The organism is Microbacterium sp. LMI13-1-1.1, from assembly GCF_040815625.1.
GTDB classification, from domain to species: domain Bacteria; phylum Actinomycetota; class Actinomycetes; order Actinomycetales; family Microbacteriaceae; genus Microbacterium; species Microbacterium forte.
In genome coordinates, this window is the sequence record NZ_JBFPNL010000008.1 from 38,850 (window position 1) to 59,208 (window position 20,359).

At 68.2% G+C, this 20,359-nt stretch carries 18 protein-coding genes; 6 read left to right on the forward strand and 12 right to left on the reverse strand.

Translation table 11 applies throughout. The annotated features are described in order from the left end of the window. Positions 1–73: 73 nt before the first annotated feature. Positions 74–1,087 (reverse strand): LacI family DNA-binding transcriptional regulator, encoded by a 1,014-nt coding sequence (locus tag MRBLMI13_RS17550; protein WP_367824264.1) that lies wholly within the window; start codon positions 1,085–1,087, stop codon positions 74–76. Between the two features lie 57 nt (positions 1,088–1,144). On the opposite strand from MRBLMI13_RS17550, the gene MRBLMI13_RS17555 reads away from it, so the two are divergent. Further along, complete coding sequence (locus MRBLMI13_RS17555) at positions 1,145–1,990, forward strand: NAD-dependent epimerase/dehydratase family protein (RefSeq protein WP_042541414.1); 846 nt, start codon at positions 1,145–1,147, stop codon at positions 1,988–1,990. Between the two features lie 37 nt (positions 1,991–2,027). Here MRBLMI13_RS17555 and MRBLMI13_RS17560 read toward each other — a convergent pair whose 3' ends face one another. Then, on the reverse strand, positions 2,028–3,050 hold the full coding sequence (locus tag MRBLMI13_RS17560; RefSeq protein ID WP_367824267.1) for a LacI family DNA-binding transcriptional regulator: 1,023 nt from the start codon (positions 3,048–3,050) through the stop codon (positions 2,028–2,030). A 190-nt stretch (positions 3,051–3,240) separates the two neighbouring features. Between MRBLMI13_RS17560 and MRBLMI13_RS17565 the strand changes: the two genes are divergently transcribed. The 4 genes from MRBLMI13_RS17565 to MRBLMI13_RS17580 all read left to right on the forward strand — a co-directional run bounded on the left by MRBLMI13_RS17565 (position 3,241) and on the right by MRBLMI13_RS17580 (position 8,278). Continuing rightward, complete coding sequence (locus MRBLMI13_RS17565; protein WP_367824268.1) at positions 3,241–4,536, forward strand: ABC transporter substrate-binding protein; 1,296 nt, start codon at positions 3,241–3,243, stop codon at positions 4,534–4,536. A 70-nt stretch (positions 4,537–4,606) separates the two neighbouring features. Next, positions 4,607–5,512: a carbohydrate ABC transporter permease gene (locus MRBLMI13_RS17570; RefSeq protein WP_042541411.1), complete on the forward strand. Its 906-nt coding sequence runs from the start codon at positions 4,607–4,609 to the stop codon at positions 5,510–5,512. Between the two features lie 10 nt (positions 5,513–5,522). Continuing rightward, positions 5,523–6,413 (forward strand): carbohydrate ABC transporter permease, encoded by an 891-nt coding sequence (locus MRBLMI13_RS17575; protein ID WP_079113626.1) that lies wholly within the window; start codon positions 5,523–5,525, stop codon positions 6,411–6,413. Then, the gene (locus MRBLMI13_RS17580; RefSeq protein ID WP_414686002.1) at positions 6,410–8,278 is read left to right on the forward strand and encodes a glycoside hydrolase family 127 protein; all 1,869 of its coding nucleotides are present in this window, start codon (positions 6,410–6,412) and stop codon (positions 8,276–8,278) included. The genes MRBLMI13_RS17575 and MRBLMI13_RS17580 overlap by 4 nt, the downstream gene beginning before the upstream one ends. Positions 8,279–8,301: 23 nt before the next feature. Here MRBLMI13_RS17580 and MRBLMI13_RS17585 read toward each other — a convergent pair whose 3' ends face one another. From MRBLMI13_RS17585 to MRBLMI13_RS17630, 10 genes are all read right to left on the reverse strand, one after another. Then, positions 8,302–8,715, reverse strand: a complete 414-nt coding sequence (locus tag MRBLMI13_RS17585; protein WP_367824273.1) for a hypothetical protein — start codon at positions 8,713–8,715, stop codon at positions 8,302–8,304. Next, the gene (locus MRBLMI13_RS17590; RefSeq protein ID WP_367824275.1) at positions 8,712–9,722 is read right to left on the reverse strand and encodes a hypothetical protein; all 1,011 of its coding nucleotides are present in this window, start codon (positions 9,720–9,722) and stop codon (positions 8,712–8,714) included. Before MRBLMI13_RS17590 ends, MRBLMI13_RS17585 begins: the two co-directional genes overlap by 4 nt. Before the next feature lie 113 nt (positions 9,723–9,835). Next, entirely contained in the window at positions 9,836–10,087 is a 252-nt protein-coding gene (locus MRBLMI13_RS17595; protein ID WP_157534287.1) for a hypothetical protein, read from the reverse strand. 209 nt (positions 10,088–10,296) lie between these two features. Then, positions 10,297–11,334, reverse strand: coding sequence for an ABC transporter permease (locus MRBLMI13_RS17600; RefSeq protein ID WP_052492985.1), 1,038 nt, complete (start codon positions 11,332–11,334; stop codon positions 10,297–10,299). Further along, entirely contained in the window at positions 11,331–12,398 is a 1,068-nt protein-coding gene (locus tag MRBLMI13_RS17605) for an ABC transporter permease (RefSeq protein WP_079113629.1), read from the reverse strand. The genes MRBLMI13_RS17600 and MRBLMI13_RS17605 overlap by 4 nt, the downstream gene beginning before the upstream one ends. Next, positions 12,395–14,002 (reverse strand): sugar ABC transporter ATP-binding protein, encoded by a 1,608-nt coding sequence (locus tag MRBLMI13_RS17610; RefSeq protein WP_042541405.1) that lies wholly within the window; start codon positions 14,000–14,002, stop codon positions 12,395–12,397. The genes MRBLMI13_RS17605 and MRBLMI13_RS17610 overlap by 4 nt, the downstream gene beginning before the upstream one ends. Positions 14,003–14,097: 95 nt before the next feature. Next, positions 14,098–15,096 carry a substrate-binding domain-containing protein gene (locus MRBLMI13_RS17615; RefSeq protein ID WP_042541404.1) on the reverse strand — a complete coding sequence of 333 codons (999 nt, stop codon included), beginning with the start codon at positions 15,094–15,096 and terminating at the stop codon, positions 14,098–14,100. A 180-nt stretch (positions 15,097–15,276) separates the two neighbouring features. Then, entirely contained in the window at positions 15,277–16,824 is a 1,548-nt protein-coding gene (locus MRBLMI13_RS17620) for a sugar ABC transporter ATP-binding protein (protein WP_367824279.1), read from the reverse strand. Next, complete coding sequence (locus MRBLMI13_RS17625) at positions 16,821–17,840, reverse strand: LacI family DNA-binding transcriptional regulator (protein WP_042541402.1); 1,020 nt, start codon at positions 17,838–17,840, stop codon at positions 16,821–16,823. The genes MRBLMI13_RS17620 and MRBLMI13_RS17625 overlap by 4 nt, the downstream gene beginning before the upstream one ends. A 68-nt stretch (positions 17,841–17,908) precedes the next feature. After that, positions 17,909–19,168, reverse strand: coding sequence for a D-arabinono-1,4-lactone oxidase (locus tag MRBLMI13_RS17630; RefSeq protein WP_367824281.1), 1,260 nt, complete (start codon positions 19,166–19,168; stop codon positions 17,909–17,911). Positions 19,169–19,246: 78 nt separating this feature from the next. Between MRBLMI13_RS17630 and MRBLMI13_RS17635 the strand changes: the two genes are divergently transcribed. Next, positions 19,247–20,293: a LacI family DNA-binding transcriptional regulator gene (locus tag MRBLMI13_RS17635; RefSeq protein WP_367824283.1), complete on the forward strand. Its 1,047-nt coding sequence runs from the start codon at positions 19,247–19,249 to the stop codon at positions 20,291–20,293. Positions 20,294–20,359 lie beyond the last annotated feature (66 nt).

The following is a 20,359-nucleotide window of genomic DNA, read 5'->3' on the forward strand; positions in this document are numbered from 1 at the left end:
CCGGTCACAGTAGTGTGTCACGGGGGTCTGCCGACCGTCAAGACGCGGATGCTCGCCGCGGCAGTGCGGAGGCTCAGCGCGGCGGGGCGACCGAATCACGGGTCACGAGCACGGGAGCCACGGGCGGGAGATCGGATGCCGGCGCTCCGTCTCTGTCCACCAGCACCGCCGCCACCGCACGGCGCGCCAGCTCGGAGAAGTCCTGTCGCACGGTCGTCAGCTTGGGCCAGTAGTAGGCGGCATCCGGGGTGTCATCGAAACCGACCACGCTGATGTCGCCCGGCACCGAGAGCCCGACCTCATGCAGCCCGCCGAGCAGCCCGAGCGCCATCTGATCGTTCGCCGCGAACACAGCCGTCACGCCCGACTTCCGCACGGCGTCGACGGCCGCGTAGCCCGAGCCTGCAGTCCAATCGCCCTCGAACACGGGGCCGGCGGCGAGCCCACGCGCGGCGAGCTCGTCTGCGAATCCCTGCGTGCGGGACTCTGCTTCGAGCCAGTCGGCGGGTCCGGCCAGGTGCGCGATGCGCGTGTGTCCCGCGTCGGCGAGCGCCGCGACGGCGAGCCTGGCTCCAGCGGCCTGATCGACCGAGAGACCGCGGGCTCCTCGGTCGGCCGCGTGCAGCGTGACGACCGGCACGCCGATGCGCAGCTCGTCGAGCGCATCGAGGGTGTGGGCGTGCGGGGCGACGACGACGATGCCTTCGACGCCCTGCATCACGAGGTGGTCGACCGCGGCGATGACCGCGTCGGCGTCTCCGGCATCCGCGAAGGCCGCACTCAGCCAGTAGCCGACCTCGCGGGCTGCGGCCTCGAGCGCGGCGATGCTGCGCGAGGGCCCATAGTGCAGGGCGTCGGTGGCCAGCACACCGAGCGTGCGGGAGCGCCGCGTGCCGAGTGCCCTGGCGGCGTTGTTCATGCGGTAGCCGAGCTCGGTCATCGCGGCGAGCACCCGTTCGCGGGTCTCGGCGGCGACCTCGGGGTGGTCGTTCAGCACCCGTGACACCGTCTGCCGAGAGACCCCGGCGAGCACGGCGACGTCACGCACGCCGACAGTGCGACGGGGCTCGCTGCTCGTGTCACTCACGCCGACGAGTGTATGCCGAGCGGCCCCGGCGCCTCTTCTTCGTGCCACTCTGGTGACATGCGCATCGCACTCACGGGATCATCGGGCAAGCTCGGCAGCGTCGTCGCGCGGGAACTCCGCGCCCACGGATACGAGGTCATCGGCATGGACGTCGCCGGGGTCCGCGGCCCGGACTTCGTGCAGGTCGACCTCACGGATTACGGCCAGGTCGTGGACGCTTTCACGGCCGTCGGCGATCGACACGAGGGCATCGATGCCGTCGTGCATCTCGGCGCGATCCCCGCCCCCGGCATCCGCAGCGACGTCGCCACGTTCCACAACAACATGCCCGCCACGTTCAACGTGTTCTGGGCGGCGGTGCGCCTCGGCATCCGGCGCGTCGTCTACGCGTCGAGCGAGACCGTGCTCGGCCTGCCGTTCGACGTGCCTCCGCCCTACGTGCCCGTCGACGAGGACTACCCCGCCCGCCCCGAATCGGTGTACTCGCTGGTCAAGACGCTCGAGGAGCAGCTGGCGAGGGAGCTCGTGCGCTGGCATCCCGACCTCTCGATCACGGCGCTGCGGTTCTCGAACGTGATGAACCCGGAGGACTACGCCGAGTTCCCCGACTTCGACTCCGACGCGTCGCGCCGCAAGTGGAACCTCTGGGGCTACATCGACGCCCGCGACGGCGCTCAGGCCGTGGAGCGCGCGCTCGAGGTCGCGGCCCCCGGGTTCGACAACTTCATCATCGCGGCCGCCGACACGGTCATGTCGCGTCCGAATACCGAGCTGCTCGCCGAGGTCTTCCCCGACGTCCCTGTCGCGCGCGAGTTCGGCCCGAACGAGACGCTGCTGTCGATCGACAAGGCCCGCCGCATCCTGGGCTTCGACCCGCAGCACTCCTGGCGCGACCACGTCTGACCGGAGACGCGACCGACGGTCGGCAGGAGAGGGCGGCTCAGCGCCGGGCGATGGTCGATCCTCTGATCACCAGGCGCACCGGCAGATGGTGCGACCCCTCCCCGATGTCGATCCCGTCGATCGCGTCGAACACCCGAAGCGCCGCCTGACGCCCCAGCTGCTGCAGGTTGGCGTCGATGCTGGTGAGCTCGGGTCGCGCGTTCGTCGCGAGCACTTCCCAGTTGTCATAGCCGATCACCGCGAGGTCGTCGGGAACGGTGCGTCCGAGATCCCGCGCCGAGTCGAGCACGCCGCGAGCGATCTGGTCAGAGCCGCAGAACACGGCGTCGATGTCGGGATGCCGGTGCAGCAGCATCGCCGCGGCGTCCCGCCCCCAGTGCTCCGTCCACTCCGAGAACATCGGCTCGCCGACGAGCTCGAGGCCGGCTTCGGCGAGGGCGGCCCTGGCCCCGGCGAGGCGGTCTTGAGCTGCGGCATACGTCGGGTCGCCCGAGATGTGTGCGATGCGCCGACGCCCGCACGCCAGCAGATGCTCGATCGCCAGCCGTCCGCCCGCGTAGTTGTCAGGAGTCAGTGACAGGTCGCGAGGGTCGTCGGACGGCGCGTACGCGTAGACGACCGGCACGGGGATCTCCTGCCCGAGCGAGGGTCGAGCATCCGTCTGTCGGCCGACGACGATGATGCCGTCGACCCGGCGGCTGAGGAGCTCGCGGAGATGATGCTGCTCACGGATCGCGTCGCCCCGCGCATCGCACAGGAAGACGTTGATGCGGCCGGCGCCGAAGGCGTCCTCGGCCCCCATCAGGATCGGGATCATGAAGCGACCCTCGAGGTCGCTGGTGAGCAGGCCGACGGTGCCGGTGCGACCGGCGAGCAGACCCCGAGCCATGGCGTTGGGCGTGAAGGACAGCTCTTCGGCGATCGCCCGCACCTTGGCGCGCGTCGCGGCCGAGACATCGCCTCGATCGTTCAGAGCCTTCGACGCCGTCGAGATCGACACTCCGGCGCGCGCGGCGACATCACCGAGGGTCACCGCCCGTGCTGCATTCGTGTCGCTCATCACTCCCCCTGTTGCTGAAAGGTTATCGGAACAAGGGTTGACGCCCCCGCCGAAACCACGCTATACCTTTCGAAAGGGTTTTCGTAGATTTCGGAGAACCTGATCTCCACCTCATCTCCACACCCGGCGCTGCACTGTCGAAGCGCCACACCGCACCCGCTCGAGGACGAGCCCAGAGGAGCCCCCGCCCATGAACACCACCCGTACACACGCCGCACGCCGGGCAGCAGCCGTCGTCATCGCGGCCGGCCTGCTCGTCGGCGGCCTCGCCGCCTGTGCACCCGCCGCTGACGAGGCGTCGAACGAACCCATCCCTGCCGAAGGCACCGATGACGGCACGACACTCACGCTGTGGACCCGCGCTCCCATCGAGCGCCAGGCCAAGCTGCTGGTCGACGCCTACAACGCCAGCCACGAGAACCAGGTCGAGCTCACGGTCGTCCCCAACGACGACTACGTCGCGAAGGTCGGCGCCGCCGCCGGTTCCAGCGGTCTGCCCGATCTGTTCGCCGCCGACATCGTCTACGTGCCCAACTGGGCGCAGCAGGGCCTGTTCCAGGACATGTCCGAGCAGATCGATGCGCTCGACTTCAAGGACGAGATCAACCCCGGTCATCTCTCGGCGGGCACGGTCGACGGCGCCGAGTACGTGCTGCCCTTCGCGCTCGACCTCTCGATGCTGTTCTGGAACAAGGAGCTGTTCGCCGAGGCAGGCCTCGACCCCGAGAAGGCACCCGCCACACTCGAAGAGTTCGCCGAGGCGGCCATGGCCGTGCAGGCGCTCAACAAGCCCGACACCTATGGCACGGCGACCGGCCTCAACTGCGGCGGCTGCCTGGTCTTCACCTGGTTCCCCTCGATCTGGGCGTCCGGCGACGAGGTCATGAACGAGGACGGCACCGAATCCCTGCTCGACGGCGACTCGGCGCAGGCCGTCTATGACACGTGGAACGAACTGCAGGATGCCGGGGCGATCCTCCCCTCCTCCACCGATGAAGCCGGCCCCACGTGGACCGCCGCGTTCAGCGAGGGCAAGGTCGGCGTGATGCCGTTCCCCGCGACGCTGCTCCCCTCCCTCGCGTTCGACGCGGGTGTCGCCGGCATCCCCGGTGTCGACGGCGGCGCCTCGACGTTCGTCGGCGGCGACGGCATCGGCATCTCGAAGGACTCGAAGAAGGCCGCGCAGGCCTGGAACTTCCTCAACTGGATGATGTCGGAGGAGGCGCAGGTCGAGGTCCTCGCGAAGGACGGCAACGCCGTCTCACGGGGTGACCTCGCCGACAACGAGTACGCCGCGGCCGACCCTCGCCTGGTGACGATCAACGAGGTCGCGTCCCAGGGCGACACCCCCGTGGCGCTGAACTTCCAGCAGGCGTTCAACGCTCCGGGCAGCCCCTGGCTCACGCTGGTGCGCAACGCCGTGCTGAACGACGACGACTCGGTGCCGGCCGACAACGAGGAGATCACCGCGATCCTGTCGCAGTGATCCGCCGCGGGGGCGGCACTGCACCGCCCCCGCATCCACCTCGCCAGCCCCCCGATCGAAAGAGACCGAGATGACCTCGACCGCACCTCCGCTGCGTCGCCGCCGGCCGCGTACCGCCTTCGGCGGCCCGGTGCAGGGCTGGCTGTATGCGGCCCCGACGGCGATCTTCGTCGCCCTGCTGTTCATCGTGCCGCTCGTGCTCGTGGTGCAGATGTCGGCCTCCGACTGGCCGCTGCTGAGCGGCAACCAGGGCATCAACTTCCCCGAGAACTACACGGATGCCGTCATGCACCGTCTCTTCTGGGATTCGATCCGCTTCACCCTGCTCTACACGGTCATCACGACGGTCATCCTGATCGGCCTCGGACTCGGCCTGGCCCTCCTCGTGCAGGAATCCACCCGGTGGAAGGGCCTCCTGCGCACGGCGTTCCTGATCCCGAGCGCCCTGGGCCTCGCATCCGCCTCGCTGCTGTTCTACGTGCTGTACTCCCCCATCGCCGGTCCGTTCGCGAACCTCATGAAGTCGTGGGGCATCACGTTCCTCGGCACTCCCGAGGGTGCGCTGTGGTCGACGATCTTCCTGATCGTCTGGCGCTACGCGGGGTTCTACATGCTGCTGATGCTGGTCGGTCTGCAGGGCATCCCCGACGACGTCTACGAGGCCGCGCGCATCGACGGCGCGAACCGCTGGCAGACGTTCCGCGACATCACGGTGCCGCTGCTCAAGCCGACCTTCGCCCTCACGACCGTGATGTGCGTGACCGGGTCGCTGCTGGCGTTCGAGCAGTTCTACATCCTCACCAAAGGCGGCCCCGACAACAGCACCATGACCGTGGTGCAGCTGATCTACAACGTCGCCTTCCAGGGGCAGAACAGCCTCGGCATCGCGGGCGCCCTCTCGGTGATCGTGCTGCTCGCGCTCATCGTCATCAACGTCTTCCAGCTGCGCGCGTTCCGCCGCACGGATGAGAACTGAGCTGAGAACCATGTCCCAGACCCTGACACGCACCATCGTCGCCCCGAATCATCAGCCCACCGCACCCCGGTACCGCTCGAAGGCGGCCCGCGTCGTCTTCGGCATCCCGTACTGGGTGTTCACCACCGCCCTCGCGGTGATCTTCCTCTACCCGCTCATCTGGACCGGCGTCTCGTCGGTCAGCCCGATGGCGGGCACCAGCCAGACCGACGGCTGGGGCTTCGGCAATTACGCCGCCCTCGGCGAGTACCAGGCGGGCATCTGGGTGTACCTCGGCAACTCGCTGTTCGTCTCGGTGCTCACCGTGGCGCTGACGCTGTTCATCTCGCTGCTGGGCGGCTACGCGTTCGCGCGCTTCTCGTTCCCCGGCAAGAACGCCCTGTTCCTGCTGACTCTCGCGATCCTGATGGTGCCCTACGCGACGCTGCTCATTCCGCTCTACGTGATCCTCAACTCGGTCGGCCTGCAGAACTCGCTCGTCGGCGTCGCGCTGGTGATCACGATGTTCCAGCTGCCGTTCTCGATGTTCATGATGCGCATCTCGTTCGAGTCGATCCCGAGGGAGATGGATGAAGCCGCGATGGTCGACGGATGCTCCAGCTGGGGCGCGCTGTGGCGGGTGCTGCTGCCCGCGGTCAAGCCGGGGCTCGTCACTGTCGGACTGTTCGCGTTCCTCACCGCGTGGAACGACTTCATGGCCCCGCTGATCCTCATCAACGACACCAATCGCATGACGCTGCCTCTCGCGGTGGCGAACCTCCGTGGGCAGGTGCAGGGTGTCGTCGACTACGGCGCCACCGAGGCGGGCGTCGTCGTGCTGGCGCTCCCCTGCATCCTGCTCTTCCTGATCCTGCAACGACACTACGTGCGCGGCTTCATGTCCGGCGCCTTCAAGGGATGACCATGTTCGACACCACGACACCGGCCGCTCCGGTGGTTCCCACGCGCGGACGCCTGCGCCCCCTCGGCCTCGACGAGGTGCGCATCACCGGAGGGTTCTGGGGCGACCGCCAGACCGTGAACGGCTCAGCCACTCTCACGCACATCGAGTCGCGCCTGGAGTCCGAGGGCTGGCTGCCCAACTTCGACCTCGCCGCCGCCGGCACGCTTCCCGCCGGGCGCCGGGGGCGCGAGTTCGCCGACTCCGAGATCTACAAGTACCTCGAGGCGCTCGCGTGGGAGATCGGACGCACGGATGCCGGGGCCGACAGCGATCTCGAGCAGCGGTTCCGCCGCGTGGTCGACCGGGTCGCCGCCGCGCAGGAGCCCGACGGATACCTCAACACGATGTTCGGCCGCGACGGTCAGGGCGAGCGCTGGTCGGCCCTGCAGTGGGGGCACGAGCTGTACTGCCTCGGACACCTCTTCCAGGCGGCCGTCGCCCGGGTGCGCACGAGGCCTGACGCCGATGACGGACTCGTGGCCGTCGCCCGCCTCGCTGCCGAACTCGTATGCCAGGAGTTCGGCGTCGACGGGCGCGACGCGATCTGCGGGCACGCCGAGGTCGAGGTGGGCCTGGCCGAGCTCGGTCGCGCGCTCGGTGAGCAGCGCTACATCGATCAGGCCGCGTTGTTCGTCGAGCGGCACGGCCGCGGGTCTCTGGGCGAGATCGAGTGGGGGCAGGAGTACTTCCAAGACGACGTGCCCGTGCGCGACGCCCAGGCGTTGCGCGGGCACGCGGTGCGCGCCAACTACCTCGCCTCCGGAGCGACCGACGTCGCGATCGAGAGGTCGGATGTCGAGCTGCTCGATGCCCTGCGAGGTCAGTGGGATCGCACGGTCGAGCGCCGCACGTACGTGACCGGCGGCCAGGGGTCGCATCACCAGGACGAGGCCTTCGGTGACGACTGGGAGCTGCCGCCGGACCGCGCCTACTCCGAGACCTGCGCGGGGATCGGCTCGATCATGTTCTCGTGGCGTCTGCTGCTCGCGACCGGTGACGTCCGGCATGCCGACCTCATCGAACGCACCCTGTTCAACGTCGTCGCGACCTCCCCGGCCGACGACGGCCGCGCGTTCTTCTACGCCAACACGCTGCATCAGCGCACGCCGGGCACGCCGGCGGACCCGGATGCCACGTCGGCGCGCGCCTCGTCGTCACTGCGCGCCCCGTGGTTCGAGGTGTCGTGCTGCCCTCCGAACGTGGCGCGCGCCTTTGCGAGCCTCGGTGCGTATGTCGCCACGGCGGATGACGACGGCGTGCAGCTGCACCAGTACGCGCCGTCGACTGTGCGCACGACGCTGCCGGACGGCCGGGTCGTGGCGTTCGAGGTGTCGACGACCTACCCCGTCGAGGGTGACGTGCGGATCGTGATCGCCGAGGATGCCCAGTTCACGCTGACGCTGCGCGTGCCGTCATGGGCATCAGGAGCGACGGTGCGCGTGCACAGCGGCGGCGAGGTCACGGAGTCCCCCGCACCCGCCGGTGGGGTCGAGATCACTCGCGCGTTCCGCGCCGGCGACGTCGTCGAGCTCAGCCTGCCGATCGTGGCGAGGGCCACGTCACCGCATCCGATGGTGGATGCCGTGCGGGGCAGCGTCGTGATCGAACGCGGTCCCGAGGTGCTGGCGCTCGAGTCGATCGATCTCGGAGCCGATGTCGGCGACGCGGTCGTGGTCGGTGACCCCGTCGAGAGCGACGGTCACGTGGTGCTGCCGGTGCGCCACCGCTCGACCGGCGACACGGTCGATGCGCCCCTGATCGCCTACCACGACTGGGCCCGGCGGGGTCCGTCGACCATGCGGGTGTGGATTCCGACGGCGTGATGAATCCGACGACAGTTCCATCGTCATTCGGCTGAATCCTCGATACGGAACTCGATGCCGACGGTCTCGTCCGGATCGGTGAAGCGGATCGCTCCGGACGCGAACGCTCGTGAAAGAGAGGCGGGCTCCACACGGAAGCCGTCGGAGGCAGCCTGCGAGAAGCGAAGCACGACCTCGGGGTCGTCGGGGTACGTGTCCCAGGTACCAACGCCAGCGAAGTCGCCGGCATCGACATAGCCCAACGGATTGAACGAAGCTCCGTGCATGACGAAGGTTCCATCCTCGTGGACCGTGAGCGTGCCGGTGTCCTCACCTACCGCCCGCCATGTGCCGACGGGGGACGAAATCTGCGGCGCGCACCCGGTGAGCGTGAGAACCACAGCGACGACTCCCCCGAGGGCAGCGATCATCCGCTGCGTTCGCACGAGAGCAGTCATGGATACACCGTCTCCGTCCACACGATCGTCTGGTGCTGCGGCGCCCACTCGCCGCTGCCGACTTCCGCGGCGAGCATCGAGGAGTAGACGATCGGCAGGTGCCCGCCTCCTGTGCCGGGGATGCGCGTCGCGGAATCTGTGGTCGTGTCGTTGTTGATCACATAGGTCACGTCGACACTTCCGTCCACGAGGGAACAGTCGGCGAAAACCCTGAGTGCGTATGACCCGAGGAAGGACTCCGGCAGATTCCGGTCCCCCAGATAGAAATCGGCCACAGGGCCTGACATCGAACTTGTCGCGAGGTTGACGCCATCGTTGATGAGAATTGAAGCATTGTTGCTGATTTCTCTGTTGTAGTCCAGACCCGTGTCCGTACTGAAGGAGAGCTTCCCACTTCGCAAGTCGGCCAGCACCTGCTCCCGCACGCTTTCGATGTGATCGCTCCTCATAAACGTCGACACGAACGGGTCGTCGGGACCGAGGACCACACCTCGGCCGAGGTCGCCTTTCCAGAATTGACCGAGCATCTCCATCACGCGCCTGTTGGCCCTGTCACGACGTGATCCCTCCGGACTCTCGGCGACGCAGCGCAGACCTCCCCATGCGGCCGATGCCACGCGGCCCAGCAGACTCGCGAGGGTCTGATCCGCGGTCGCTCTATCCTCAGCGAGGCCGGCGAGTGCTTCCGACGCGCTCTTCGCATCCCTCTTCGCCTGCTGTTCTGCCTGGAGCCGATGCTCCATACCCGCGGCATCATTGTCGAACAGCCCGCCTTCACTCACCATGTCGAGCATCAGCTGCGCCGCCGCGAGGTTCTGTTTCAGCGGCTCGGCCCGCGCCGCGATCTTGGCGACAGCGTCGCCGTATTGGGTGACGGCTCTGCGGGCTGCATCCATCGCCTCAGCGGAATCCTCGAGATCTCGCCGCAGACCAGCCGCCCGCCCGCGGAAGGCGTCGGCGCTCTCGCCTGTCCACGACGCATCGAGATCGCGCAGGATCGTGGTCACCGCGGCGCGCGCGTCGGACAGATCGGAGGCCCGAAGTTCGGCCCATCGAGCAGCGAGCCCGCATGATCCGACATCGCCCGCGCCCGGATCAGACCACGTCCAGTTGGACGGCATCAGTCGTCCAGCGCGGCGACGTAGGCGGCGAGCGCATCGATGTGAGCCTGCTCGGCAGCGACGAAGTCGGAGGCGGTCTCGTCGACGGCGCCGGCGAGACCACGCGCGGCCCATTCGAGCGCAGTGACGGCGTCGCCCCAGCCGCGCGAGAACATCGATGCCGCCGACGTCACGAGATCGCTCCTCATCGGCGAGAGATCCAAGGCACTCGCCGATCCGCCGACAGCAAGGCCGTTCAGCGTTCTGGCCATGCCCTGCATACCTTCGTGGTCCACACGGATTGGTCGGCGCACGTTCCCCCCAAGGATCACCTGCCTCCACACTAGTGTCCTCATATGAGGCCATTAGTGCTTCCCATGTGTTGTATTCCGATACGCAAAGCGAGGTTGCAGACCCTCCCCGGCACGCGAATGGCCCCACCTCTATGCGAGATGGAGCCATTCAGATGATTCGAATCGAGCTACTCGCGTTTTCGAGTGACCGCCCGCTGCAGCAGCACGAACACGAGCAGGATGCCGCCGGTGATGATCGTGGTCATCTCGGGAGGGATTCCGCCGTCGCGTGTGATCAGCACGTTCATGAGCCCCAGCACCAGCGCTCCGACGACCGACCCGAGCACATAGCCGTACGCGCCGGTCAGCACGGTGCCGCCGATGACCGCTGCGGCGATCGCGTCGAGTTCCCATCCGATGCCGGTGATGTTCTGCGCGGTTCCGAGTCGGGCGGTGTACAGCACCGCCGCGAGACCGGCCAGCCCGCCGCTGATCACGTAGACCAGCACCTTGGTGCGCTGCACGGGAAGCCCCATCAACAGCGCCGAGCTCTCCGACCCGCCGATCGCGTAGACCGTGCGCCCCGTGCGAGTGCGGTGCAGCACGAAGAACGCGGCGGCCACGACGATCACCGCGACGAGCACCGCGGGGGTGATCACGAGGTCGTTGACCTTCGGGCCGTCGATGATCTTCAGCTGCGTGCCGATCCAGCGGATCGGCGATTCCTCGCCGAGTCGCTCCGGCTTGGTGCTGAGCAGCGACGCGAGGCCGCGACCGAGGAACATCATCGCCAGCGTCGCGATGAACGGCTGCACGTTGAAATACCTGATCAGCACGCCCGAGACGATGCCGAAGAGCACGCCGATGCCGATCATCGCGATGATCACGGCGAACGCGTTCCATCCGGCGTTCGAGAGCATGACTCCCGCGACCGAGGAGACCGCGATGATCGAGCCGACAGACAGGTCGATTCCGCCGGTGAGGATCACGAAGGTCAGCGCGACGGCCAGCACGATGAGGTGCGCGTTGTTGATCAGCAGGTTCGACAGCGTGTTGAACTGCAGGATGCGGCCGTAAGCCACCTCGCCGAAGATCACCATGCCGACGAAGATCGCGACCGAGGCGATCGTCGGCAGCACCGACGGGTTCGCCGTGATCATGCGGCGTACGCGCTCGACGATGGTCTCGGTCGCCTGCGGAGCCGGGGTGGCGGTCACGACGCTCATGCGGACACCTCTTCCTTGGCGAGGACCTGTTCGACCGGTCGGGCCTTGCGGCGCGACCGGAACCAGCTGCGCACCCGCTGCGACTGCAGCAGGCACAGCACGACGATCACGATGGCCTTGAACGCCGGCGTCGCCGACGACGAGACCCCGAGGTACAGCACGGTCTTGTCGAGCGTGGCGATCAGCAGCGCTCCCACGAACGCGCCGCTGAGCGAGAACTTGCCGCCGGCCAGCGACGCGCCGCCGATGACGACAGCGAGGATCGCGTCGAGCTCGAGCTGATACCCGGTGCGCGAGATGTCGACGGTCATGACGCTGCCGACCGACATGATCCCCGCGATCCCCGCGAGGATGCCGCTCATGATGTATGCCGTGAGCAGCAGGCCCTTCGGCTTGATGCCCGCCATGCGGCTGGCGCGGGGGTTGATGCCGATCGCCTCGATCATGAGACCCAGCGCACTGCGCCTGACGACCCAACCGACGGCGATCACGATGAGCACGGCGAGGATGAACACCACGGGGATGCCGATCACGAAGCCGTTGGCGATCCACCGGAACGCGTCGTTCGACGCCGTGGTGTTCTGCCCGCCCGTGATCACCTTGGCGATGCCTCGGCCTGCGAGCATGAGCACGAGGGTCGCGATGAACGGCTGCAGCCCGACGTAGGCGACGAGCAGACCGTTGACCGCCCCGAGGATGCCGGTGATCACCAGCGCGAGCCCGACCGCGGCGAGCGCCGCACCGAAGGAGTCGCCGGCGGCGCTGAGGAACTCCATCGAGACGGCCCCGGCGACGGCCATGAGCGAGCCGACCGAGAGGTCGATGCCGCCGGTGGCGATCACGAGCGACATCCCGATCGCGATCATCATGATCGGCGCCGCCTGGCGCAGGATGTCGATCAGGTTGCCCACCAGGTTGCCGTTGTTGGGGTTGATCGAGAGCGCGAGGTAGGTCGGGTCCTTGATCACGTTCAGGGCGAGCAGTGCGAGGATCGCGACGATGCCCCAGAAGAACGGCTTGTGGATCAGATCCCGCCAGATGGTGGTGCCGGCTGACGCGGTCATCGCGCTGCCTCCTTGTCGGTCGTGGGGGCGATGCTATCGGGCACGGCGCCGTCTGTGTCGTCGAGCGTCTCGGCCGCGGCCTCCACTCCATGAGCGGCGATCACATCGACGATCACCTGCGCGGTGACGTCGGGGCCGTTCTGGATCTCGCCGATCTTGCGGTGGTCCTTCAGCACGACGATCCGTTCGGAGAGACGCACGACCTCTTCGAGTTCGGACGAGATGAACACCACGGCGACGCCGTCTTCGGCGAGCTCGGCCACCGCCTCCTGGATCTCGGCCTTGGCGCCCACGTCGATGCCGCGGGTCGGCTCATCGAGGATCAGCAGCTCGGGCTGCGTGGCGAGCCAGCGGCCGAGCAGCACCTTCTGCTGGTTGCCACCGGAGAGGTTCTTGATCATCCGGTCGGGGTCGGCCGGGCGGACGTTGAACTGCTCGATGTAGCGGTCGACGATCGCATCCTGCTCCTTGCGGCTCATCGGCCGCGCCCACCCGCGCTCGGCCTGCACCGCGAGGACGATGTTCTCGCGCACGGTCAGGTCTCCGATGATGCCCTCGTCGCGACGGTTCTCGGTCGAGAAGGCGATGCGGCGAGGCAGCGCGTCGGCCGGTGACTTGAGGTCGACCCGGTGACCGTGCAGCTCGATCGTGCCCTCGTCGGTGCGGTCGGCCCCGTAGAGCAGTCGCGCGAGCTCGGTGCGTCCGGAGCCCAGCAGACCGGCGAAGCCGATCACTTCGCCGGGGCGGATGTCGAGGTCGGTCGCCTCGACCGCGCCTCGTCGTGCGATTCCGGATGCTGCGAGCAGCGGCTTCTCGTCCGCGTCGCGCGGCGTACGGCGGCGGTTGCCCCCGAGTGACGTGAGCGCGTCGAGGTCTTTGCCGATCATCTTCGAGATGAGGGCATGGCGGTCGAGGTCTCGGGTCAGGTACTCGCCCTCGTACAGTCCGTTGCGCAGCACCGTCAGGCGGTCGCTGATCGCGTAGACCTGATCGAGGAAGTGCGAGACGAAGAGGATCGCGACGCCCTGGTCGCGCAGCGCCCTGATCACGGTGAAGAGGCCGTCGACCTCGGCGGCGTCGAGGCTGGAGGTCGGCTCATCGAGGATGAGCACCTTGGCCTTGATCGCCATCGCGCGGCTGATGGCGACGAGCTGCTGCAGCGCGATCGAGAGAGTCGAGAGCGGTCGGCGCGTGTCGAGGTGCCCCAGCCCGAGTCGGGAGAGAGCGTCGGTCGCGGCGCGGTGGGTGGCCGTCCAGTTGATGCCGAACACTCCACGCAGCTCGTGTCCGAGCATCACGTTCTCGCCGATCGAGAGATTCGGGGCGAGATTGACCTCCTGGTAGACCGTCGAGATCCCGGCATCCTGCGCGTCGTCCGCACCGCCGAAGCTGCGCTCCTGACCCGCGACGACGATCGACCCCGAGTCGATCTGGTAGACACCGGTCAGTGCTTTGATCAGGGTCGACTTTCCGGCGCCGTTCTCTCCCATGAGCGCGTGGACCTCGCCCTGGAACAGCCGGAAATCGACCCCGTCGAGGGCTTTCACGCCCGGGAACTCGATGGAGATCCCCCGCATCTCGACGATGGGCAGTGCTTCGTTCATCGCTGTCTCTCCGTCCGCAGAACCCGGGTGGAGCAGTGCTCCTGCCCCACCCGGGTTCGCTGCCGGATCGCTCCGGCGTCGGGTTCGGTGCTCGGTCAGTACTTGCGGTCGGCGAGCACGGCCTGGGCCGCCTCGGCGGAGTCGAACGCCTCGCTGGGGACGACGATGTACGACTCGACCTCTTCGCCGGCGAGAGCCTTCTCGACGACCTCGAGCGCGGTCTCACCGAACAGCGGGTTGTATTCGTGCACGTAGCTGAGCTGACCGTCGGCCAGCGCCTGCATGGCGTTCTTGGTGCCGTCGATCGTGGCGATCTTGACGTCCTCACCGACGACGAGGCCCGCCTCCTCGGCGGCCTGCGCGGCACCGAGGCCCATCTCGTCGTTCTGTGCGAACACGAGCTGGATGTCGTTGTTCGAGGACTTCAGCATCGTCTCGAAGACGCTCTTGCCCTCTTCCGCCGACCAGTTCGCGGTCTGCGCGTCGAGCTTCGTGAGCGACGAGTCGCCCAGGCCCTCGTCGAAGCCCGTGTTGCGCTCGTTCACGACGCCGACACCGGCCGGGCCCTCGAGCACGACGTAGTTGCCGCCGTCGGGGAACGTGGCCGCAGCCCAGGTGCCGACCTCCTTGGCGACCTCGACGTTGTCGGGGGCGATGCGCGTGACGTAGAGGCTGTCGTCGTCTGGTTCGATGCCGCGGTCGAGCAGGATGACGGGGATCTCCGCCTCCTGCGCACGCTTGAGCGAGTCCTCCCAGCCGGAGGCCTCAGTGGCCGACAGCAGGATGACGTCGACGCCCTCGTCGACGAACGACGTGAAGGCGTCGATCTGCGACTTCTGGTCGAGGTTCGTGGCGGGGGCGTACTTGAGCTCGTATCCGGCGTCCTCCGTGAAGGTGTCCTGGATGTTCTGCTCGTTCGCCTCGCGCCATGCGCCTTCGGGGCCGACAGCCACGAAGCCGACGGTGGTGATCTCCTCTGAGCCGCCTCCGCCGTCGCCGCCCGAGTCGCCGGACGAGCAGGCCGCAAGGCCGATGGTGAGTGCGCCGACTGCTGCCAGGCCGAACGCGACGCGGATGCGCTTCTTCGCGGACATTTCTTCTCCTCTTTGAGATGCCGGCGGTCATTCCGGCGGTGGCGGACCAGTCATGGTCCTGACGTGATTGCAGGACAGCTGCTTCGCATGTCCTGCCGCGATGTTACCGGGAACAACTTCTGGAACACAAGACTTCGTTACCAAATAGGACCGATCACGGTCGGTGGATGTTGTTACCGATCACAGTTCCGCGCTGTGACTCAGCTCGGCGGCGATCATCTCGACCACCGTGTCGACGGTCACACCCGGACCGTTGCTGAGCTCGCCGATCTTCTCGCGGTCCTTCAGCACGACGATGCGATCGCTCAGCCGCACGACCTCTTCGAGCTCCGACGAGATGAACACGACGGCCACGCCGTCTCCGGCCAGCTGGCTGATGCGGCGCTGCACCTCGACCTTGGCCGCGATGTCGATCCCCCGAGTGGGCTCGTCGAGGATCAGCACGTGAGGGCGCACCGCCAGCGCTCGAGCGAGGAGCACCTTCTGCTGCGTTCCCCCCGACAGGAGACCGACCGGGCGGTCGAGGTCCGCAGGGTCGAGATGCAGCGCCTCGACGTACGTCTCCACGAGACCCCTCGACTCGGCGTGCGAGAGAGGACGAGTCCATCCGCGCAGCGCCTGCAGCGAGAGGATGATGTTCTCGCGGGCCGTGAGCTCGCCGATGATGCCCTGTGTACCCCGGTTCTCGGCCGACAGCGCGATGCGGTGCCGCAGCGCTGCCGAGGGGCTGCGCAGCTGCACGCGTTCACCGTCGACCCAGAGCTCTCCGCTGTCGGTGCGCACCGACCCGCTGAGCAACGACGCGAGCTCGGTGCGCCCCGATCCCCGGAGGCCCGCGAGCCCCACGATCTCACCCCTCTGGATCTCGACGTCCATGCGCTCCAGCTCGCCGCGTCTACCCACACCGGACGCCTGCATGGCCGGCTCCCCGTCGTACGCGTAGTGATGAGCCTTGCGCTCCGAGCCGAGGGCCCTCAGGCTGTCGATGTCCTTGCCGAGCATCTTCGAGATCAGGTCGGCTCGGTCGAGGTCGCGCGTCGCGTATTCGCCCACCCGTCGCCCGCCGCGCAGCACCGTCATGCGGTCGCTGATCGCGAACGCCTGCTCGAGGAAGTGCGAGATGAACAGGATCGCGACGCCGCGTTGCCGCAGACCCCGGATGACCCGCATCAGAGTGGCGACCTCGGCGACGTCGAGGCTCGAGGTGGGTTCGTCGAGGATGAGCACCCTCGGATCGTCGACAACCGCACGAGCGAGAGCGACCAGCTGCTTCTGCGCCGGTGTCAGCATCGACAGCGGCGTCTTCGGGTCGAGGTCGTCGAGTCCCAGCCTGGCCAGCGCCTCGGCGGCATCCGCCCAGGTCCTGCGCCAGTCGATTCCGAATCGGCCCCGGCGCTCCCGCCCGAGCATCACGTTCTCGGCCACGCTGAGATTGGGGCTCAGCTGCGCCTCCTGGAACACCGTGGCGATGCCGGCCGCTCGACTGTCGGCGACTCCCGAGAAGCGACGCGGCTCGCCGTCGACGACCACCGCGCCCTCGTCGGGAGAGAGCGTGCCGGTGATCACCGCGACGAGCGTCGACTTGCCGGCGGCGTTCTCGCCCATCACGGCATGCACCTCACCGGGGAGCAGGCGGAAGTCCACGGCGTCGAGCGCGCGCACGCCCGGGAACTCGACCGTGATGCCCTCGAGCCGCACCACCGGCTCGGGACCACGGTCGGGGGTCACCGCACCTCCCTGGGCGCGGCCGACGATCCGCGGGCGACGAGCTCGGTCGGGATCCGGGTGAGCGCGGGGATGTCACGACCCTCGATGGCCGCGCGCAGCATCTCGACCACCGCGACGCCCAGTGCGCCGAAATCCTGGCGCACCGTCGTGAGCGGAGGGATGAAATGCCGAGCGAGCGGGATGTCGTCGAACCCGACCACGCTGAGGTCTCGCGGCACCTCGAAGCCCCTGTCGTGCAGCCCGTGGATCAGGCCCATCGCCATGTCGTCGTTGGCGGCGAAGATCGCCGTGTAATCCGGCAGCCGGGTGAGACCCTTCGCGAAGTCGTAGGCGAAGTCGGCCGACCAGTCTCCGACGACGATGGGCCGTTCACGGATGCCCCACGACTTGGCCCTCGTGTGAAAGGCGCGCTCTCTCGCTCTCGCATCGAGCCAGTCCAGCGGGCCGGAGAGGTGCAGGATGTCTCGGTGTCCGAGCGCGACGAGGTGATCGACCACCGACGTCGTGCCGGCGTGCTGGTCGATCGAGACCGTGAGAAAGGTCGGATCGGCGTCGGCCTTGACCACGAGCATGGGAACGGTGATGGCGATGCGCCGCAGAGCGGCCACCGATGACGAACGTGGCGCGATCACGCACAGCGCATCGACCCCCTGCGTCACGAGGTGGTCGACCGCTTCCTGGGGAGACAGCGCATCACCCTCGTGCAGCGCGATCGGTGTGACCGAGTACCCCGTGGCGCGCGCCGACAGCTCGACGGCCCGCAGGATGCTGGTCGGGCCATGCGCGACCGCGCTCTCGACGATCACGCCGATGCGCCGGGTGCGCTGGGTGGCGAGCGCCCTGGCGACGAGATTCGGGCGGTAGTCGAGCTCCTCGATCGCCTCGAGGACGCGGCGCTTCGTGTCGGGCTTGATGTTCGGGTGATCGTTGAGAACACGCGACACCGTCATGTGCGAGACGCCCGCGATGGTCGCGACCTGACGGATGTTGGGCTTGTCTGAGCCGACGTTCGCCATGCACACCTCCGTCGGCCGAGCCTCGGAGAATGTTACCGAGAACAACCGGGGTGGTGCAATGGATCCCGCTACAGCCCCAGGCGCTCGAGGTACGGGTTCACGAGTCGACGCTCGGGGTCGAAGCGCCGCGCGAGGGCGGCGAAGTCATCCCATCGCGCATAGCGCGAGCGCACCTCTGCGGCATCGAGAGTGAAGACCTTGCCCCAGTGCGGGCGGGCGGTCTCGGGCAGTGCCGCTTCGAGCGTGGGCAGGAACGCGCGCACGGCCGCCTCGTCGGGCTTCCAGGTGAAGTGGATGCCGACGGCATCCGTGCCCTGCGACGAGCTCAGCCACAGATAGTCGGGGGCGACCGTGCGGATCTCGTTCACGAGCAGCAGCGGCGCGATCTGACCGGCGAGCGTGCGCACCGCCTGGATCGCGGCGACGGCGTCGGCGCGGGGCACGAGGTACTCGCTCTGGATCTCGGCGCCGGCCGACGGCGTGAACTCGAGCTTGAAGTGCGCGAGGCGCTCGAACCACGGTCCCGACTCGCCGAGCTGCTCGGTGCAGGCGACAGGATCGACGCCGATGATCGGATGCCGCTTGGCGGTCGCCGGCTCCGCCCCCAATCGGGCGAAGAGGTCGTCACGGGCGAGCTCCCGGGCCTCGGGCTGGCGCTGCTTGACCCAGATCTGGTCGGCGAAGTCGGTGTGCTCCCAGCGCGAGAAGATGCTGACGCTCGTGCCGATGCCTGTCACGTCGTCGAAGTCGGCGAGGATCGCATCCCACGACGGATGCTCGAACACGTGCTGTGCCACCTCGTAGGTGGGCTCGACATCGAGCGTGACGTCGACGACCGCACCCAGCGCACCGAGGCTGACGACCGCGCCGTCGAAGTCGTCGTCACCGCGGGCGAGGGTGCGCGTCTCCCCCGCCGGGGTGATGATCGTCAGCGCGCGCACCGCCGAGGCCAGCGAGCCGATGGCGTCGCCCGAGCCATGCGTGCCGGTCGCGACGGCGCCGGCGATCGAGATGTGGGGCAGCGAGGCGAGGTTGGCGAGCGCGAGTCCCTCGGCGTCGAGCAGCGGAGCGAGGTCGCCGTATCGCAGCCCGCCGGAGACGCGCACCGCGTCACGCGCCTCGTTCACCTCGAACACGACGGGCAGCCGATCGAGGGCGATGAGCAGGCCGTCGGTGTCGGCGATGTCGTTGAAGCAGTGCCTCGATCCGAGGATGCGCGCGGCTCCGCCCCGGGCGAGCAGATGCCGCAGCTCGTCGATCGAGCCCGGGTGCTCGACGGCGGAAGCACGGTAGGTGAGGTTGCCTGCCCAGTTGCGTTCGATGGTCATCGGGCCATAGTAGCCAGCGAGTCCGGACATTCCGCGGCGCGGCGGGCTCGCGGGCGAGCCGGTGGATAGGCTGACCGGATGACAGCGATGCCGCCGCCGCGCGCGACGATGAAGGACGTCGCCGCACTCGCGGGCGTCTCACCCAAGACGGTCTCGAACGTCGTCACCGGCACCGTCGCCGTGCGCGAGGAGACCAAGCTCAGGGTCGAGGCCGCGATGACGCAGCTCGACTTCGTGCCGAACCTCAACGCCCGAGGACTCCGCAAGGGCCGCTCGGGCATCATCGCCGTCGCCCTACCCGACCTCGCGACCGCGTTCTCGGCCGAGCTCATGCACCGCATCGTCGACGCCGCGCATGATCGCGGCCTCGCCGTGCAGATCGAGGAGACCGCGACCGACCCCGAACGTGAGAGGGAGCTCGTCTCCCGGGCTCGCGCGCACCTGGTCGACGGACTGATCCTGAACCCCATCCGTCTCGAGGACAGCGTGCTGAAGTACGCCGACCGGCTGCCCCCTCTCGTCGTGCTCGGCGAGGTGGAGCAGAACAGGGCCGACCATGTGCGCATCGACAGCCGCCGAGCCGCGGCCGATGTGACCAGGCACGTGCTGTCTCGCGGAGCGACGCGCATCGCCGTGATCGGCGCCGACGACGATCCGTCGGTCGCGACCGCGACGGGCCGTCTGCGACTCGAGGGCGTGCACGACGCGCTTCGCGAGGCCGGCATCCCCCGTGACACCGCCTTGGAGATCAATCCGATGCCGTGGTCGATGACGGGCGGGGCGGATGGCGTGCAGACGCTGTTCCGACGGGGAGTGGCGTTCGACGCGATCATCGCCTTCACCGACTCGCTCGCGCTCGGCGCGCTCCACGCACTGCACGACCACGGCGTGAACGTGCCGGACGACGTGATCGTGACGGGCTTCGACGACGTCGAGTTCTCGCGCTATACGTCTCCGTCTCTCACGACGCTCGCCTTCGACCGCCGCGCCTTCGCCGATGCGGCGCTCACCCTGCTCGAATCGCGCATGGACGACCGCTCCGCCCCGCCGCGGGCGCTCACCCTGTCGCATCACCTGCTCGAGCGTGACAGCACACGGGGCCGCCCGCGCGGCCACCGCCCCTGACACGCACCCGCGGAGCGTTCTCCGCCCGTCGGCCCCGCGGCTCACGCGGGTTGCGGACTTCACTCT

What these genes read in the sequence shown, in the direction of transcription:
- MRBLMI13_RS17575 (WP_079113626.1), top strand. Translation starts at nt 5,523, where the DNA reads ATGTCCCAGACCCTGACACGCACCATCGTCGCCCCGAATCATCAGCCC.
- MRBLMI13_RS17610 (WP_042541405.1), bottom strand. Translation starts at nt 14,002, where the DNA reads ATGAACGAAGCACTGCCCATCGTCGAGATGCGGGGGATCTCCATCGAG.
- MRBLMI13_RS17635 (WP_367824283.1), top strand. Translation starts at nt 19,247, where the DNA reads ATGACAGCGATGCCGCCGCCGCGCGCGACGATGAAGGACGTCGCCGCA.
- MRBLMI13_RS17560 (WP_367824267.1), bottom strand. Translation starts at nt 3,050, where the DNA reads ATGAGCGACACGAATGCAGCACGGGCGGTGACCCTCGGTGATGTCGCC.
- MRBLMI13_RS17555 (WP_042541414.1), top strand. Translation starts at nt 1,145, where the DNA reads ATGCGCATCGCACTCACGGGATCATCGGGCAAGCTCGGCAGCGTCGTC.
- MRBLMI13_RS17595 (WP_157534287.1), bottom strand. Translation starts at nt 10,087, where the DNA reads ATGGCCAGAACGCTGAACGGCCTTGCTGTCGGCGGATCGGCGAGTGCC.
- MRBLMI13_RS17615 (WP_042541404.1), bottom strand. Translation starts at nt 15,096, where the DNA reads ATGTCCGCGAAGAAGCGCATCCGCGTCGCGTTCGGCCTGGCAGCAGTC.
- MRBLMI13_RS17605 (WP_079113629.1), bottom strand. Translation starts at nt 12,398, where the DNA reads ATGACCGCGTCAGCCGGCACCACCATCTGGCGGGATCTGATCCACAAG.
- MRBLMI13_RS17630 (WP_367824281.1), bottom strand. Translation starts at nt 19,168, where the DNA reads ATGACCATCGAACGCAACTGGGCAGGCAACCTCACCTACCGTGCTTCC.
- MRBLMI13_RS17580 (WP_414686002.1), top strand. Translation starts at nt 6,410, where the DNA reads ATGACCATGTTCGACACCACGACACCGGCCGCTCCGGTGGTTCCCACG.
- MRBLMI13_RS17600 (WP_052492985.1), bottom strand. Translation starts at nt 11,334, where the DNA reads ATGAGCGTCGTGACCGCCACCCCGGCTCCGCAGGCGACCGAGACCATC.
- MRBLMI13_RS17625 (WP_042541402.1), bottom strand. Translation starts at nt 17,840, where the DNA reads ATGGCGAACGTCGGCTCAGACAAGCCCAACATCCGTCAGGTCGCGACC.
- MRBLMI13_RS17570 (WP_042541411.1), top strand. Translation starts at nt 4,607, where the DNA reads ATGACCTCGACCGCACCTCCGCTGCGTCGCCGCCGGCCGCGTACCGCC.
- MRBLMI13_RS17565 (WP_367824268.1), top strand. Translation starts at nt 3,241, where the DNA reads ATGAACACCACCCGTACACACGCCGCACGCCGGGCAGCAGCCGTCGTC.
- MRBLMI13_RS17585 (WP_367824273.1), bottom strand. Translation starts at nt 8,715, where the DNA reads ATGACTGCTCTCGTGCGAACGCAGCGGATGATCGCTGCCCTCGGGGGA.